Annotated in this window: 12 protein-coding genes; 5 read left to right on the top strand and 7 right to left on the bottom strand. The window is 61.3% G+C overall.

Annotation, left to right across the window (positions count from 1 at the left end; all coding sequences use genetic code 11):
- Positions 1-30 precede the first annotated feature (30 nt).
- Entirely contained in the window at positions 31-1,098 is a 1,068-nt protein-coding gene (locus tag VJ464_13050; protein HKQ06056.1) for a hypothetical protein, read from the top strand.
- Positions 1,099-1,361: 263 nt separating this feature from the next.
- On the opposite strand, the gene VJ464_13045 is transcribed toward VJ464_13050, so the two are convergent.
- On the bottom strand, positions 1,362-4,433 hold the full coding sequence (locus VJ464_13045; GenBank protein HKQ06055.1) for an ABC transporter substrate-binding protein: 3,072 nt from the start codon (positions 4,431-4,433) through the stop codon (positions 1,362-1,364).
- Positions 4,434-4,853: 420 nt separating this feature from the next.
- Between VJ464_13045 and VJ464_13040 the strand changes: the two genes are divergently transcribed.
- On the top strand, positions 4,854-6,650 hold the full coding sequence (locus tag VJ464_13040; GenBank protein HKQ06054.1) for a DnaJ domain-containing protein: 1,797 nt from the start codon (positions 4,854-4,856) through the stop codon (positions 6,648-6,650).
- Between the two features lie 244 nt (positions 6,651-6,894).
- On the opposite strand, the gene VJ464_13035 is transcribed toward VJ464_13040, so the two are convergent.
- From VJ464_13035 to VJ464_13025, 3 genes are all read right to left on the bottom strand, one after another.
- On the bottom strand, positions 6,895-7,665 hold the full coding sequence (locus VJ464_13035) for a J domain-containing protein (GenBank protein HKQ06053.1): 771 nt from the start codon (positions 7,663-7,665) through the stop codon (positions 6,895-6,897).
- A 342-nt stretch (positions 7,666-8,007) separates the two neighbouring features.
- Positions 8,008-8,520: a crossover junction endodeoxyribonuclease RuvC gene (gene ruvC, locus VJ464_13030; protein ID HKQ06052.1), complete on the bottom strand. Its 513-nt coding sequence runs from the start codon at positions 8,518-8,520 to the stop codon at positions 8,008-8,010.
- Positions 8,521-8,567: 47 nt separating this feature from the next.
- A complete protein-coding gene (locus VJ464_13025) occupies positions 8,568-9,311 on the bottom strand; it encodes a YebC/PmpR family DNA-binding transcriptional regulator (protein ID HKQ06051.1) in 744 nt (247 codons plus the stop codon).
- Positions 9,312-9,731: 420 nt separating this feature from the next.
- Here VJ464_13025 and VJ464_13020 point away from each other — a divergent pair, with 420 nt between their 5' ends.
- Together VJ464_13020 and VJ464_13015 are read left to right on the top strand one after the other, a co-directional pair.
- Positions 9,732-10,664 carry a hypothetical protein gene (locus VJ464_13020; GenBank protein HKQ06050.1) on the top strand — a complete coding sequence of 311 codons (933 nt, stop codon included), beginning with the start codon at positions 9,732-9,734 and terminating at the stop codon, positions 10,662-10,664.
- A 123-nt stretch (positions 10,665-10,787) separates the two neighbouring features.
- Positions 10,788-11,369 carry a dual specificity protein phosphatase family protein gene (locus VJ464_13015; protein HKQ06049.1) on the top strand — a complete coding sequence of 194 codons (582 nt, stop codon included), beginning with the start codon at positions 10,788-10,790 and terminating at the stop codon, positions 11,367-11,369.
- Here the strand turns inward: VJ464_13015 and VJ464_13010 are convergent.
- The 3 genes from VJ464_13010 to VJ464_13000 are packed head-to-tail and all read right to left on the bottom strand — an operon-like array spanning position 11,350 to position 12,964.
- The gene (locus VJ464_13010; GenBank protein HKQ06048.1) at positions 11,350-11,643 is read right to left on the bottom strand and encodes a DUF167 domain-containing protein; all 294 of its coding nucleotides are present in this window, start codon (positions 11,641-11,643) and stop codon (positions 11,350-11,352) included. The genes VJ464_13015 and VJ464_13010 overlap by 20 nt on opposite strands.
- Before the next feature lie 5 nt (positions 11,644-11,648).
- Positions 11,649-12,245 (bottom strand): YggT family protein, encoded by a 597-nt coding sequence (locus tag VJ464_13005; protein HKQ06047.1) that lies wholly within the window; start codon positions 12,243-12,245, stop codon positions 11,649-11,651.
- 17 nt (positions 12,246-12,262) lie between these two features.
- Positions 12,263-12,964 carry a YggS family pyridoxal phosphate-dependent enzyme gene (locus VJ464_13000; GenBank protein HKQ06046.1) on the bottom strand — a complete coding sequence of 234 codons (702 nt, stop codon included), beginning with the start codon at positions 12,962-12,964 and terminating at the stop codon, positions 12,263-12,265.
- Between the two features lie 428 nt (positions 12,965-13,392).
- Between VJ464_13000 and VJ464_12995 the strand changes: the two genes are divergently transcribed.
- Positions 13,393-15,270, top strand: coding sequence for a S8 family peptidase (locus tag VJ464_12995; protein ID HKQ06045.1), 1,878 nt, complete (start codon positions 13,393-13,395; stop codon positions 15,268-15,270).
- Positions 15,271-15,285 lie beyond the last annotated feature (15 nt).

The following is a 15,285-nucleotide window of genomic DNA, read 5'->3' as shown; positions in this document are numbered from 1 at the left end:
GCTTATTCACTGTGCGTGGAGGACTGAAACATGATGCGAACCAGGAAGCTGATTGCCACCCTGGCAGTCTTTTGTTTGTTGACGGGTTTCACTGCGAGCGCGCCGGCAGGCGTTCAGGATAAAGACAAAAAGGGAAAGAAGGATAAGGCGGACAAGGCAGATAAGGCCGACAAGAAAGCAAAGAAGGACAAAGACGACGCGGATCAGTCGCCGGCCGTGAGCGACCGCGAGATGCGCAACGTCTTATGGACGGAGCCGACAAACATCGAAAGCCTCGACCTGTTTAACGGCCCGGGCGGGGCCGACGGCGCTCCCGACCCGCAGGGCAAGTTCACCTTCGAGAAGCGCAGCAGTTCCGGCACCTCGGAAAAGATTCAAGTCGCGGACGACAAAGGCCGCAAGTGGACGGTCAAATTCGGCCCCGAAGCCAAGCCCGAAACCGCCGCCTCGCGCATCGTCTGGGCCGCGGGCTACCACGTTGACCAGGATTACTTCGTCAAGCGCACGCACATCGAAGGGCGCGGCGGCTTCGACGTCTGGGACGTGCGCTTCGAGCGGCGCGACGACGGCTATAAAGAAGACGGCCTGTGGTCGTGGCACACGAACCCGTTTATGGGCACACGCGAGCTGCAAGGGCTGAAGGTTTTGATGGTGCTGTTGAACAACTGGGACTTGAAAGAGGTCAACAACAAGATCGTCCGCGCCGGCAAAAAGAGCGGCGGCGACCGCGATGCGAAAATCTATTACGTCGCCGACCTCGGCGGCACGCTCGGCTCGACCGGCAGCTTTTTCACCAAGCTGCCTTTCTTCGGCAACGCCCCGGCGGGCAGCAAAGGCGAGCCTGACGCTTATGCCGGCCAGATGTTTATTGATGGCGTGAAAAATGGGCAGGTAGTCTTTCATTACAAAGGCAAAGACCCGAAGGCGCTTGAAGGCGTGACGGTCGAAAACGCTCGCTGGATGGGCGAGCTGCTGGGCCGGCTCTCGGACAAGCAACTGGCCGATGCCTATCGCGCCGGCGGCTTCACAGATGCCGAGATCATCACCTACGTCAAAGCGACGCGCGCCCGCATCGATCAACTCAGAAGCCTCAAGTAGGGACCAGGGACCAGGGGCTAGGGAGGGGAGGCGGAAGACAGGTGATCTCTAAGCTCCGTTAGGAGCGGGATGTTTATAGTCGTCGCGGCCCCAAAAACCTCAAGCCCCGTAGGGGCGCAATGTCGAGATTGCGTCCCTACGGGGCTTGATCCCTTTCGGGGTCTGTAACTATAAATATCGCGTCCCTACGGGACTACTGCCAACTGCCAACTGCCAACTGCCGACTGGTAACTGATAACTGACAACTGCCGCCTGCTTCCTGCCTACTTCTCCCCTGCCTCGACTTTCGCAAACCATAAATCCTTCGGTGTGATGAAGGGCGAGAGCAGGTGCAGGGTAACGCCTTCGAGGTTGGCGCGGTGCGCCACAAAGCTGCGGCGGTGCGCCAGGAAGGCGCACGGCGCGTCTTCGAGCAGCAGGCGCGTGACTTCGCCATAGAGCGCCTCGCGCTGTTCGCGGTTCATCACCGAGCGCGCCTCGTTCGTCAGGCGGTCGATCTCTTCGTTGACGTAGGCATTGATGAACAGCTCGCGGTTGTGCGAGTTGAACAGGACGTAGGTGAAGTTGTCGGGGTCGGGGTAATCGGCGTACCAGTCGCGCCCGGCAATCGGCACCATGCGCAAACGCAAGGCGCGCTGCATCTCGGCCTGCACGACATAACGGAACTCTGCGCGGATGCCGACCTCGGCGAGATCGTCTTTCAAGCACTCGACGTTCGGGTTCACCGATTGCGGCCACCATATCTCCGTATCAAAGCCGCCGGCGTAGCCGGCCTCTTCGAGCATGGCCTGCGCCCGCTCCGGGTCATACTCGTAGCCGCGCAGGCTTGAATCATACCCCAGTACGCCCGGCGGAATTGGTCCGGTCGCCGGCTCGGCCATGTTGCCATACACGTCGCGCAAAAACTTCTCGCGGTTGATGGCATAACAGATCGCCTGGCGCACGCGCTTGTCGGCAAACGGCGGGCGCTCGCAGTCAAAGACCAGCATGCGCGTCTGCAACTGCACCGCTTCGAGCAGGTGAACCTCGTCCGGCTGCGCCCGCAACTCGGCAAGGCTCGTCAGCGGCAAGTCGCTGACGTAATCCACCTCTTTGCGCAGGAAAGCGTCGAGTATCTCTTCGGCGCTCATGTGGAACTGCACGGTCAGCCGATCCACATAAGGCAGCTCGGGGTTCCAGTAATGCGTAAAGCGTTCGAGCAAGACTTCGTGGCCGACGACCGGCTCGACGACGCGGAAGGGGCCAGAGCCGACGGGCCGCAGGGCGAAATCCATCGCCGGGCGCTCGACCTCTTCGCGCGGCACCACCGAGCAGTAATCCATGCAGAGCGTCGCCAGAAAGAAGGCCATCGGCTGAATCAACTCGATCTTGATGACATGCTCGCTGCTGACCGTGATGCCGGCCACGGTCTCGCTCTCGCCGCTGATGAACTGATCGGCGCCGACGATGGGGCGGAAGACCCAGGCAGCGGCGTCTTCGTTCTGGCGCATCTGGCGCTCGAAGGAATACTTCACGTCGTCGCCGCGCACCCGCCGCCCATTGTGAAAGCGCGCCGCTTCGCGCAGGTAGAAGGTGTAAACGCGGCCGTCAGGCGAAATCTCCCAGCGCTCGGCAATGCCCGGGCGGATGTCTGCGCGCTCGCCGAACTGCACCAGCCCTTCAAAGACGTTCGACATCACCTCGATGCGCGAGATCGATGAGAGCGTCGCCGGGTCGAGCGCCAGCGTCGAGGTCCGCAATGCGAAGCGCAGATGGCCGCCGCGCTCAGGCACCGGCAGCGAGAAGGCTTCGACTTCGCGGTTGAGCAATTCGGCCTCGCGCACCAGCAGATCAACCGCGCTGTTGATGCCGGAGATCGATGCTTGATTGCGCCCGACGACTTCTTTGATGGTCTCGATGGCGCGCAGCACCTGATCGGTGCCGGCGGACTGCTCATTCGACGCCTGGCGAATCTGCTCGACGACCATCGTCAGCTCTTCCATGGCCTGAGCGATGTATTTCGACACCTGCGCCTGCTCGCCTGTGGCGCGGCGCACCTGCTCCGTCAGCTCGCTCATGTGCAAGGCGCGCTCGCCGATGTGGCGCGAGGTGAGCGCCTGTTCGCTGGTGGCGCGCTCGATGCCGCGCGCCTGCTGGCGCACCAGCTCGACGGCTTCAAGCACCGTGTGGCTCTCGGTCGCCTGCACGGCGGTGGCGTCGGCAATCAGGCGGATGCGGTCAGAAGCGGCGTTGGTCTTGACGCGAATCTCCGCGAGCAGCTCTGAGGCGCGTGAGGCCAGCTCGACGCCTTCGTCGGCGCGCTCGCCGCCGACCGCAACCCGCTCGATGGCCTCGGCGACCTCTTCACGCACCGCCTTGATCATGTCTTCGATCTCGCGAGTCGAGGCAGCGGTGCGCTCGCTCAACTCTTTGATCTCGTCGGCGACGATGCGAAAGCCGCGACCCTGCGTGCCGGCCTGCGCCGCCAGTATCGCGGCGTTCAAGGCGAGCAGGTGGGTGCGGTCGGCAATCTCGTTGATGACGTGAGTGACTTCGCCGATCTGTTCCGAGCGCCTGCCGAGCCGTGTGATGGTATCGGTGGCGGCGTCAATCGCGCCTTTGATGTTGCTCATGCTGGCGGCGGTGTCGGCGACCACCTGGCTGCCGGCGTCGGCGGAGCGCGCCACCTCGTCTGCCAGCACCGTCGTTTCGTTCACCGATTCGCCGATGCTGCGCGTCGAGCTGTCAATGGCTTCCATCGCGCCGGCGGTCTTCTCGGCGGACTCGGCAAGCGCCTCGGTCGATTCGGCAACCTTGCGTATGCTGACGGCCATCTCTTCGATGGCCGAGGCGGTTTCTTCGACGAATTGCGCCAGCTCGCCAGCGTTTTCCGAGACCTGATTGATGGAGGTCGCCATCTCCATCACCGAGGTCGAGGTCGATTGCGAGAGGTTCGACAGCGTGCCAAGGCTGCCGCCCACGGAATGCATCGAAGCGTTGATTTCCGAGATCGAGCTTGAGGTTTCTTCGACCGACTTGGCCTCATCGATGACGCCTGCCGAGAGCGTCTGCGTGCCGCGCAAGACTTCGCCGACCACCGTTTCGATTGAATCGGCGGCGCGTTGCAGGCGACCGACGATGTAGCGCAGGCGGCGGGCGAGACCGTCGAGGTTATGGAGCAACTGGCGATCTTCGCCGACCGCCGATGTGCCGTTAATCCGAAATGTCAGATCGCCCTGCGCGATGCGGGTCAGCGCGTCGAAGATGTCTTGACCGGCGGGTTGTTGAGCGGCGCTGGTCGTGGGCTTCACGGCCTGGTTTTCGGGGTCGGTTGATGTGTTACGGATCTTGCTCATAGCGGTACGTTGAACGCCAGCAGCGTCCTAATGGTAAAGGCACGGCGGCTGTGCCGCAAGGCAAAAGGCAAAAGGGGCAGGGTCTATTCATTCTCGAATAACCATTGGGGATGAACCGCCAAGACGCCAAGACCGCCAAGAAAAGCTCTGTCTTCTCTTGGCGGTCTTGGCGTCTTGGCGGTTTAAGTCCGGAGAATGAATAGACCCTGGCAAAAGGGGCGGACGCCTCGCGGCAGTTTATTTTTGCCTTTTGCCCTTTGCCTCTTGCCTTTGGCCTTCTAAGTAGGGGTCGGCGCGCGCAATACTATTGCGTGGCAATGGCTTCCATCTTAAAATGGATTCGCCCTGCCCCTGTATTGATCCCCGGTATAGCATGATCGTGGCTACCGCTCCCTGTAGTCCATCACTTCAGGTTTCCCGGTGCAAGGACAGCTCGGCGCAAAACTCGTCACCGATCTCATCCGTGAAATCGCGCAGAAGCAACATAACGGCTTGTTGCGCCTGACGCGCGGCAAATCGATCAAAGCCATCTTCTTCGAGAACGGTGAGCCGAAGTTTGCCATCAGCAACCTCACCGGCGAACAGCTCGACAACCTGCTGGTCAAACAATCCCTGGTCACCGCCGCTCAACTTGAAGCCGCCAAAGCCCGCGCCGGCAAGGTGCCGCGCCTGGCCCGCGAGCTGGTTGACATGGGAATCATCAGCCCCGAAGTCATGCGCAAAGCGGTGCGCGAGCAGGTGATGGAAATTATCCTGTCGCTGTTTGAATGGACACAGGGCGATTACCAGCTAGACGAGCGCATCCGCGCCGCTCACGATTACACGCTCGACATGAGCGCCGCCGACGTCCTCCTTGAAGGCTCGCGGCGCATGGCGCGAAACCAGCAACTGGCCGACGCCATCGCGCCGCCCGACGCCGTGTTAATGCGCGGCCAGATGAACGGCGGGCCAATCGATTCGGGAATCTTGCTGCCGGTCGAGAGTTACATCCTGTCGCGCATTGAACAACCCATCGCCGTGAGCGATGTCGGCATGTTGAGCGGGCTTGCCGACGAGGACGCGCACCGCGCGGTCGTGTCGCTGATCGCCGCGGGCTTCCTGAAACTGGTCGGCGACGACCGCGATGTGACCGAAGAGGCGGTGCAGGAGGCGGACGAAAACTCCGACCGGCTACGCCAGGAAGTCGGGCGCAAGCTCCACTTCTTTTCGCAGGCCGATTTCTACGAAGTCCTCAGCGTCAGCCGCAACGCCTCGACCGCCGAGATCAAGGCGGCCTATTACCAGCTCGCCAAGAAGTTTCACCCCGACCGTCACCGGCAGCCGGGCTATACGGAGCTGAAGCCGCAGCTCGACGCCCTCTTCTCGCTGATCACGCAGGCTTACCAGACGCTCAGCGAAGCGTCGCAACGGGCCGTCTACGATACACGTCTGAAGAAACCGGCAGCCGCCTTCCAGACGACGCCGCTCAAGCCGCCGCCGGCCTTCGTCAACGAGCCACTCGCCCAGAAGTCAGAGCCGAAGGCTCAGCCGAAGCCCGCGCCGGTCCCCCTGTCTGTGCCGCTGCCGCGACCGATACCGAGCGAGTCGCTGCGCTCGCGCGCCGATATGAAGCCGCCGAGCGGCGACCTCGGTCGCCCGTCTGCCGCCGCTGCCACAAGCGAGCCGCTGCCACAGACCGTCAGGCCGCAGCCCACGCCTGACGAAGCGCCCGCGACTGATGCGGCCAAACAGGCCAACGGCAACCACGCCAATGGCAACCACGCCAATGGCAACCAGGCTAACGGCAACCAGGCGCAGCTGGCCGAGCATTATTTCAACCAGGGCCGCGCCCGTTATGAGCGCAAGGAATATCACGCGGCTGTGCATCTGCTCCGCGAATCCGTGAAGCTCGATGGCAGCAAGCCGTCTTACCACTTTCACCTCGGCATCGCGCTGCTGCGCAACCCGCGCACGCGCCGCGAGGCCGACGAGCATTTGCAGCGCGCCGCCGAACTGGAGCCTTACAACCCGCAGATTCGCATCAAGCTGGGGAACGTCTATAAAGAGGTAGGGCTGCCAAAGAAGGCCGAAGCCTTCTATCGCGCCGCCTTGCAAATCGACCCGGACAACCGTCACGCCCGCAAAGAGCTGTCGATGCAACCGGCCAAGAAAGCCGCGGAAGGCCCGATCTGGAAAAAAGACCTCGGCTCATTCGCCAAGAAGATTTTCAAAAAGTAGTCAGGAGTCAGGAGTCAGAAGTCAGGAGGCCGTTCTCAGTCCCGTAGGGACGCGATGTTTATAGTTACAGACATCGAACAGGACGAAGCCCCGGAGGGACGCAATCTCGACATTGCGTCCCTCCGGGGCTTGAGTGTTTAAGCGCATCGGTAACTATAAACATCACGCTCCTAACGGAGCTTGGCGCCGCGCTGACAACTACCTACTGCCTACTGCCTACTGCCTACTGCTTCCTGACTCCTGCCTACAGTCTGTCAATAATGTTTGCGATGCGGCGGATGCCGCCGATCAGCAGTACGGCGATGGGCGGATAAAGGAATGCGCCGATCAAGGTGCTGACGGGGAAGTGCGGCGCGTAACGGCCCGGCAGCAGCTTGCTGACGACGTAGCCGAGACCCAGCGATACGCAGTAGCCGCAGACCAGGAAGCAAAGCGCCGCCGTGCGGCTGATGGGCTTGTCGGGCGGCGCTTCGGTTTTGCCGAAGACCGAGGTCATCTGCGGCGGCTCGTGGTAGGTGTAGCGCGCCAGCACCAGCGAAAGGTTCTTGACCAGGTAGACCAGCCCGTAAATCGCCAGCGCGATAATTCCGACGCGCCCGAGGAAATTCACCCGATCAATGATCGTCGTCTTGGCCGCCATCACATAAAAGGTAGACAAGAATAGCGGCACGACCAGCAGCACCGCATGAGCCCGCTGCTCGGCTTCCTGGCGCTCGCGCGCCATCCACTCATCAATGATGCGGTCGAAATGGCGTTGCTTGGCGACGACCTCGGCTTGCCGCGAGGCATAAAACGTGCGCTCGGCATCGGCGTACATGCCCTGATCGTACATCCAGCGGCGCTGCGGGTCGCTGAGAATCTGGTAGGCTTCGTTGATCTTGACGAAGCGCGCCTGGGCGTCGTCAGATTGCGATACATCGGGGTGGAACCGGCGCGCCAGGCGGCGGTAAGCCGACTTAATATCGCCGGGAGTCGCCCGATTCGTAAGTCCGAGAATGCCGTAAAGGTCTTCCATACGGGTTGCTGCCCTGTACTGAGAAAGTAGGCGCTCTGCCCTGTGGGCCTGTGACGAAGCTGCTTCGGCAAAGCGGCTAGGGCTTCGGTGACAAGTGATTGGCTGATTCCGAGAAGCTCCGACCTAAAGGCGACCGGCCCGGCGCTGGTCGGTCGCTGACCCTGCGGACTTTTCAATTCTACTCGCCTGCGCCAGCCGACTCAAGACCCCTTTTAGAGGCACGGCGTCGCGGCGTCGCCGGGAAAGGAGAACCATCTGTTAGCCTCTGTCTCTTTCCCTCACCGCGTCGCCGCGTCGGCTTTTCCCTCACCCGTCGCCGTGTCGCCGCGTCGCTCTTCCGCGTCACCCCTTCATCCCCATTCGCCGGCGGGTCGAGGCGGTGTTGATGTGACAGATGGCAGCGGCGAGCGCGTCGCTGGCGTCGAGCGGGCTGGGCGCTTCTTTCAAGCCGAGCAGCAAGCGCACCATCTCTTGCACCTGGTGTTTTTCAGCGCGGCCATAGCCGACGAGCGCCGATTTGATTTCAAGCGGCGAGTATTCGGCGACCTCAAGGCCGGCGCGCGCCGCCGCGACCAGGATGACGCCGCGCACGTGGCCGAGCTTCAGGGCAGTCTTGACGTTGACCGCGTAAAACGTCTCTTCGACGGCGCAGACCCGCGGGCGCAGGCGAGCGATGACCTCTTCGAGCTTTTCGGTGATGATCAACAAACGTTCGGCGAAGGTGAAGCGGGCGGGGGCGCGAATGCCGGCATATTCGACGAGGCGGAGGCTACGGCCTTCGCTCTCGACAACGCCGTAGCCGGTGGTCTCTGATCCCGGATCAACGCCGAGCACGCGGGTCGGGCCGGCAAAGATCACATCGGCCCGACTCGCGCCGGTTGACGGATTGCCCGGCTGATCGCTCAACCGGCAGCCTCCATCTCTTCGGCGGGAATATCAAAGTTAGCGGCCACCGAGGCGACGTCGTCATGGTCTTCCAGAGCTTCGACCAGGCGCAGTACCTGTTGCGCGGTGCCGCCGGTGACGCGAACGGAATTCGTTGGGCGCATGACAATCTCTGCCGACAATGGCTCGATGCCTGCGGCTTTGATGGCGTCTAAGACGGTGCTGAAATCTTCCGGCGAGGTAATGACCTCCCACGACTCTTCATCGCCGCTGACATCTTCGGCGCCGGCTTCGAGCGCCAGCTCCATCATCTTCTCTTCGTCGGCGGCGCTGCTCTCGATGATGATCGCGCCCTTCTTCTGAAACATCCAGCCGACCGAGCCGGTCTCGCCGAGGTTGCCGCCGTTCTTGTTAAACATATGGCGGATTTCGGCGACCGTGCGCACGCGGTTGTCGGTCTGCGCTTCGACGAAGATGGCGACGCCGCCCGGCCCGTAGCCTTCATAGGTCAGCTCTTCGATGGCGGCGCCGGCGATTTCGCCTGTGCCGCGCTTGACGGCGTTCATCATGGTGTCTTTCGGCATGTTCAGCGCCTTGGCGTCATCCATCGCTTTGCGCAGGCGCGCGTTGCCGGCCGGGTCGCCGCCGCCGCGCGCCGCGACCGTCAGCTCTTTGATGAGCCGCGAGAATGCCTTGCCGCGCTTGGCGTCAATCGCGCCCTTCTTGTGTTTGATCGAATGCCACTTGGAATGTCCAGACATAGCTAAATTTCTAACCTCCGTTTCAATGGCGGCGCTTGGCGGCGCTTGTGCGGCCAAAGCCTGAGCAGAAAACAGTAGAGTATAAATCCTTGCTCGTTAAAAAAGTAGTTTGATTGCGGTGTCGCAACTCTCAGGCAGTATAAAATAGGCTTCGCGCCTTCGGCAATCCGTCTTGCTGCTGCAAGCTGGCGGGGTCAATTCATTCACGGGAGATCAATCGCCAAGACGCCAAGCACACCAAGAGAAAGCCGCACGTCTTTGGCATTGGCTTGGCGCTCTTGGCGTCTTGGCGGTTAATCCCCGATCTCTTATGCTAGAATGCTTGCGGACGCGCTTTTCGGTGAAGCGTTGATGACCCAAACCCAGATTGCTGTTTCCCTCTCTCTCTGTCTTCTCTTTACTGGCGTCAACCCGTGGCGGTTGACTCAAAAAGACAGAACCGCCAACAAGCAAAGCACACCCCAGGCCGCTGCCGCGGACACGGCGGTGCGCGTGATGTGGCAGGAGCCGCGCGACCTTGAAAGCCGCGACCTGTTTTACGGCAGCGGCGGGCCGGCCGGCGCGCCCGACCCGGCCAGCCGCTTCAAGTTCATCCGGCGACAGGGCTCGCCCACCGACCCGTCGGAAAAAATCATCGTCGAAGATGAGCGCGGACGCCGCTGGACGGTGAAGTTCGGCCCCGAAACGCGCCCCGAAACCACCGCCGCGCGCATCGTCTGGGCCGCCGGCTATCACACGGATCAAGATTACTTCGTCAAACGGGCGCACATTGATGGGCGCGGCGGGTTCGATGTCTGGAACGTGCGCTTCGAGCGGCGCAATGACGGCTTTGACGATCAGGGCAACTGGTCATGGAAGCAGAACCCTTTTGACAACACGCGCGACCTGCAAGGGCTGAAAGTACTGATGGCGCTGGTCAATAACTGGGACCTTTCTGACGCCAATACCAAGATTGTGCTTGATACCAACGACTCGCAAGGCAGGCTGGTCTATTACATCTCGGACCTCGGCGCGTCGCTGGGGACGACCCACTCATGGCTGACGCGACTGCCCGGTAACGCGGACGCCGCCGGCCCCGGCTCACGCGGCGACGCCGACGCTTTCGCTCGCCACCCATTCATCGACGGCGTGCGCGATGGCCGCGTCGTCTTTCACTGGGAGCGCAAGTTTGCCCTGTACGTCCTTGATGGAGTGACGGTCGAGAACGCTCATTGGATAGGCAACCTGCTTGGCCGGCTCTCGGATAAACAACTTGCCGACGCCTGTCGCGCCGGCGGCTTTGACGACGCGGAAGTGGCCACCTATGTGCGCGCCCTGCGCGACCGCATACGCCAGTTGCAAAGCCTTAAGTGAAACGCGCCGCCAGAGCGCAAGAAAAAGACAACTTTCGCCCCATTGTCTTATGCCCGCCGCCGGCGTAACATGAAACTACCGCGATAAGTCGGACTGAGCAGGTTCCATCAGGGAGAATGTGCAGTGAATTTTCAAACTCGTTTTCTGAAATCTCTATTTGTCGGCGCGGCGCTGTTTGCGCTCGTCGCCATGTCTATTGCGCAGACCGGCGTGGTTAATTCGCCGGCGGTTCGTATCAAGAATTTCGGTTCCGTTAACAATCAGTATTATCGTGGCGCACAACCAGAGGGCCAGGATTATGCGGCGCTCGCCGGGCTCGGTGTCAAGACCGTCATTGACGTTCACAAGAATGGGCCGAAGGGTGAAGCCGCCGCCGCCGAGGCCGCGGGCATGAAGTTCGTCCGCATCCCCCTGAACGAAACCGAAGCGCCGACGGCAGCGCAGGTCGCTCAGTTTCTAAGCCTGGTAAACGACCCGGCGAATCAGCCGGTCTTCGTCCACTGTGCCGGCGGTCGCCACCGCACAGGCACGCTGACGGCGATTTACCGGATGACGCACGACGGCTGGACGGTCGAGCAAGCCTTTGATGAGATGAAGCGCTATGAGTTCCTGAAGAACGGCGACCACTCGGAGTTGAAGAATTTCGTCTTTGCTTACGGCAAGCAATTGCAGGGACAGGGCACGGCTACGGGCTCTGAGCGATAAGCTGCCGGATGCGTTCGGCGTTGACGTTATGGACGCGGATCACTTTGTCTCTGGATGATTCGCCGGCGATGATCTCGACCGCCGAGGCCGGGACGCCGAGCAGTTTGGCAATCAATCGTCGGCATGCTTCGTTTGCACGGCCATCAACCGGCGGCGCGCTGATGCGTAGCTTGATCGCGCCGCCATACTCGCCCGCAAGGCCGTCGCGCCCGGCGCGCGGTTGCACGCGCACACGGAAAATCACCGCGCCACCTTTCTCAGTAATCTCAACCACCTTGCTTAACCGACGCCGGCGATGGCGTTGGCGATCAAGCCGACCAGCAACTGCACCAGGAACATCGCCACAATCGGCGAAAAGTCGAACATGCCGAAGACCAGAAAGCGGCGCAGCGGCTTGAGCAGCGGCTCGGTGATGACGAAGAGAAAGCGGAAGAATCGGTTCATATAACCGACGCCGAAGAAGGGCAGAAAGAGCCGCAAAAAAATCGCCACGACGTAGAGCAGGCCCAACAACCGCACCAGCGCCGCGAGCATCCCTGACGATACCGCCTGGCCGCTGTTCACCAGGAAGCCGACCAGTTGCATGATCGCGCCGAGCTGGCCGAGCATGCTGGCGATGAACAGTCCGACGACCAGGATCATGATCCCCATCAGCAGCGGGATGAGATCATAGCGCAGCGTTGGCCCGGCGAATTGCGAGCGCAGCGGACGCACCATCGGCTCGGTGATGCGCGTCAGGTGATAGGGGATTTTGGCAAACGGGTTGACGTTCATCCATTTCAGGATGACCCGCAGAAAGAATAGGCCGGCAAAGATAATCGTCCCCGTCGTGATTATCCACGACAACCAGTAAAGAGCGAGCACAAGTAAGTTCAATCTCTCTCCACTCCTGCTTACAGTTTGGTTCGCCGCCCGAAGACCGCCGTGCCGACGCGCACCATCGTCGCGCCTTCTTCAATCGCCACCTGAAAATCGTGACTCATGCCCATAGACAACTCTTTCAGTTGCCGCTCCATTGGGCGCTGCTCGTTCAACCGGTCACGGATTTCGCGCAGGCGGCGAAAGAAAGGCCGCGCCCGCTCGGCCTCTTCAAACAACGGCGGCAGCGTCATCAATCCGATGAGCGACAGGTGTTGCGTGCGGTCGAGCGCTTCGATGATGCCGGGAATTTCCGATTCGTCGGCGCCGGTCTTGGTCGCTTCGTGGCCGAGATCAACCTGCACCAGCACGTCGAGCTGCCGCCCCTCTTCGCCGCAGATGCGGTCGAGCCGTTCGGCCAGCTCGGCGCGATCTACCGTATGAATCACTTCGAAGGTCTTGACCGCGAGGCGGGCTTTGTTCGATTGCAGGTGGCCGATCAGGTGCCAGCGCAAGCCCTCGCCCTTGACGATGCCGACTTTGCCGGCGGCTTCCTGGACGCGATTCTCGCCGAGGTCGCGAGCGCCGGCAACGACCGCTTGCTGCACGGTCGCGGCGTCGAAGGTCTTCGAGACGGCGATCAGCCGCACCGCTTCAGGCTGGCGACCGGCGCGCAGGGCTGCTTGCGCGATGGCGGCTTCGACCTGCGCCAGATTGTCTTTAATGCCCTCTGCCATTGCCGGATTGATGTTAGCAACGATGCTTGAACCCCGACAAGCAAGCGCATGAGAAAACGCGCGCCGGCCCCCTCGCGCAAAGCGGGCGTTTTGACGCGCTGAACGAAGCGGCACCGGCTTTGCTATTCAAATCGCCGGACGCTTAGAACCTGGGATTCAACAGATGACAAGCGAACAACTTAACGGTTTCGGGATGCCCGAACATATTAACCCCGCGGTCAATATGAATGACCGAAGTGTGCAAAATGAAGGAATTGACCAGTAGGTAAGTCTTCTAACTCTCTCACGAATCCCTGGCGGCATGCCGCGACCTCCCCGATATCACGGCCAAATCACTTAAGGTGTATCCGGCCACGATTGTTTTGGCTACCGGTTGAATCTTCTCCGATGCAGGGAGAAGGATGTTGATCGACCTGGAGAAACACCTCATGAAAAAAGTTATATTCCACTGGGCTCTCGTTCTAGCCCTCGTGGCCTCGTATTCAATCGGCCTGCCGTTCGGGAAGAAATCGCTGCCCACGGCCCAGGCCAGTCTTTCTGCGCCCAGAATATCGCCTGACCTACAGGCGCTGATGAATGCCAACCCGCTGCGCCCGCTGCCGGTAATCGTGCAGACCGTCAACCTGCCGAACCTCAACCTGCTTTCAAGCATCAGGCTGCTGGGCGGAGTGATCAGCCGAACCTATCAAAACTTGAACGCCCTGGCGGCGGTCTTGCCCGGCGCCTTGATTACAACCCTGGCACTCCGCCCGGATGTGACTTACATCTCTCTGGACAGGCCGACGCAGCTTACAGGCCATCTGGAAACCACAACCGGCGCAAGCCAGGCAAGAAGCTATGGCAGTTCGGCGAGCCCGATCAATGGGTCAGGAATCGGCATCGCCATTCTCGATTCAGGCATCTATGCCGGCCACCGCGCCTTCCGCGCCGCCAACTCGACATCAAGAGTGCGGGCGAGCGTTGATTACACAGGCGAAGCGCGAACCGATGACCCTTACGGTCACGGCACGCACGTCGCCGCCATTGCCGCGGGCAATAGTCAAGTCTCTCAAGGCGCTTACACAGGGCTAGCGCCGGCAGCCAGCCTTCTCAACGTCCGTGTGCTGGATAGCCACGGGCGCGGCAGCTCATCAAACGCCCTCGCGGGGATAGACTGGTGCATCTCGAACCGCTCTGCCTATGGCATCCGCGTGCTGAGCCTGAGTTTTGGGACGCTGGCGGTTGATTCTTACGTCAACGACCCGCTCTGCAAAGCGGTCAGAAAAGCCTTCGACGCCGGCCTCGTGGTATGTGTCGCCGCCGGCAATCTGGGCAAGGATGCGCAAGGCAACAAGCTCTATGGGGCGATCCACTCGCCCGGCATCGAGCCTTCGGCGATTACCGTCGGGGCGGCCAACACCTATGGCTCTGACCCGCGCACAGACGACACGGTGACGAGTTACAGCTCGCGCGGCCCGACGCTCGGATATTACACCGATTCCAATGGCGAGAAGCATTTTGATAATCTCGTCAAGCCCGACCTTGTCGCTCCCGGCAACCGCATCATCTCGGCGGAAGCGCCGAACAATGACTATGTGACCAATCACCCTGAGCTGGACGTCAGCACGAACTCGGATACTTCCCAAAGAATGATGTATCTGAGCGGCACGTCAATGGCCACGCCAGCGGTCGCCGGTGCCGCCGCGCTCATCTTGCAGAAGAACCCCCAGCTTACGCCGAATCTGGTCAAAGCCATTCTCGAATACACGGCGCAACCGCTGAGCGGCGCGAACACGCTGGAGCAGGGAGCGGGCCTGCTGAACGCCGAGGGGGCCGTGCGGCTGGCGGGACTGATCCGGCAAGACCTCTCGCGTCTGAGCGTCGGCGCTCCGCTCCTGATCGGGGCGGCGCCTTCGCAGACGACCACGATTGCCGAGGCGAGTTTTTCATGGGGCGGAGGGATCATCCAGCGCTGGAACTTTCTTTCCGGCAACGACCTGATACTGGCTTACCAGGGAATCTACGGCACCAGCGTTTTGCTCTGCGATGGCGTGCTGCTTTCAAACGGCGTGCTGCTATCCAATAGCGTCCTGCTGTCAGATAGTGTGCTGCTGTCGGATGGCGTGTTGATTGCGGATGGGACATCGCTCGCTAACGGCCAGCTCATGGTGGATGGTGTGCTGCTGGCGAACGGCGTGCTGCTATCAAATGGCGGCGCGTGGGCGGATGGAACGTTCGCCTCTGACAGCAACACCCAACAGGCGGCGACGGCGGCGCAATCCGTTTCCGTCACCGGAGACGCCGGGCCGTGCATGACGCCTTATTAAGCGATTCGATTAAGC

The organism is Blastocatellia bacterium (assembly GCA_035275065.1).
Taxonomy (GTDB): Bacteria; Acidobacteriota; Blastocatellia; order UBA7656; family UBA7656; genus DATENM01.
The sequence above is the reverse complement of the archived record's forward strand: the minus strand, read 5'-3'. Positions and strand labels throughout refer to the sequence as shown.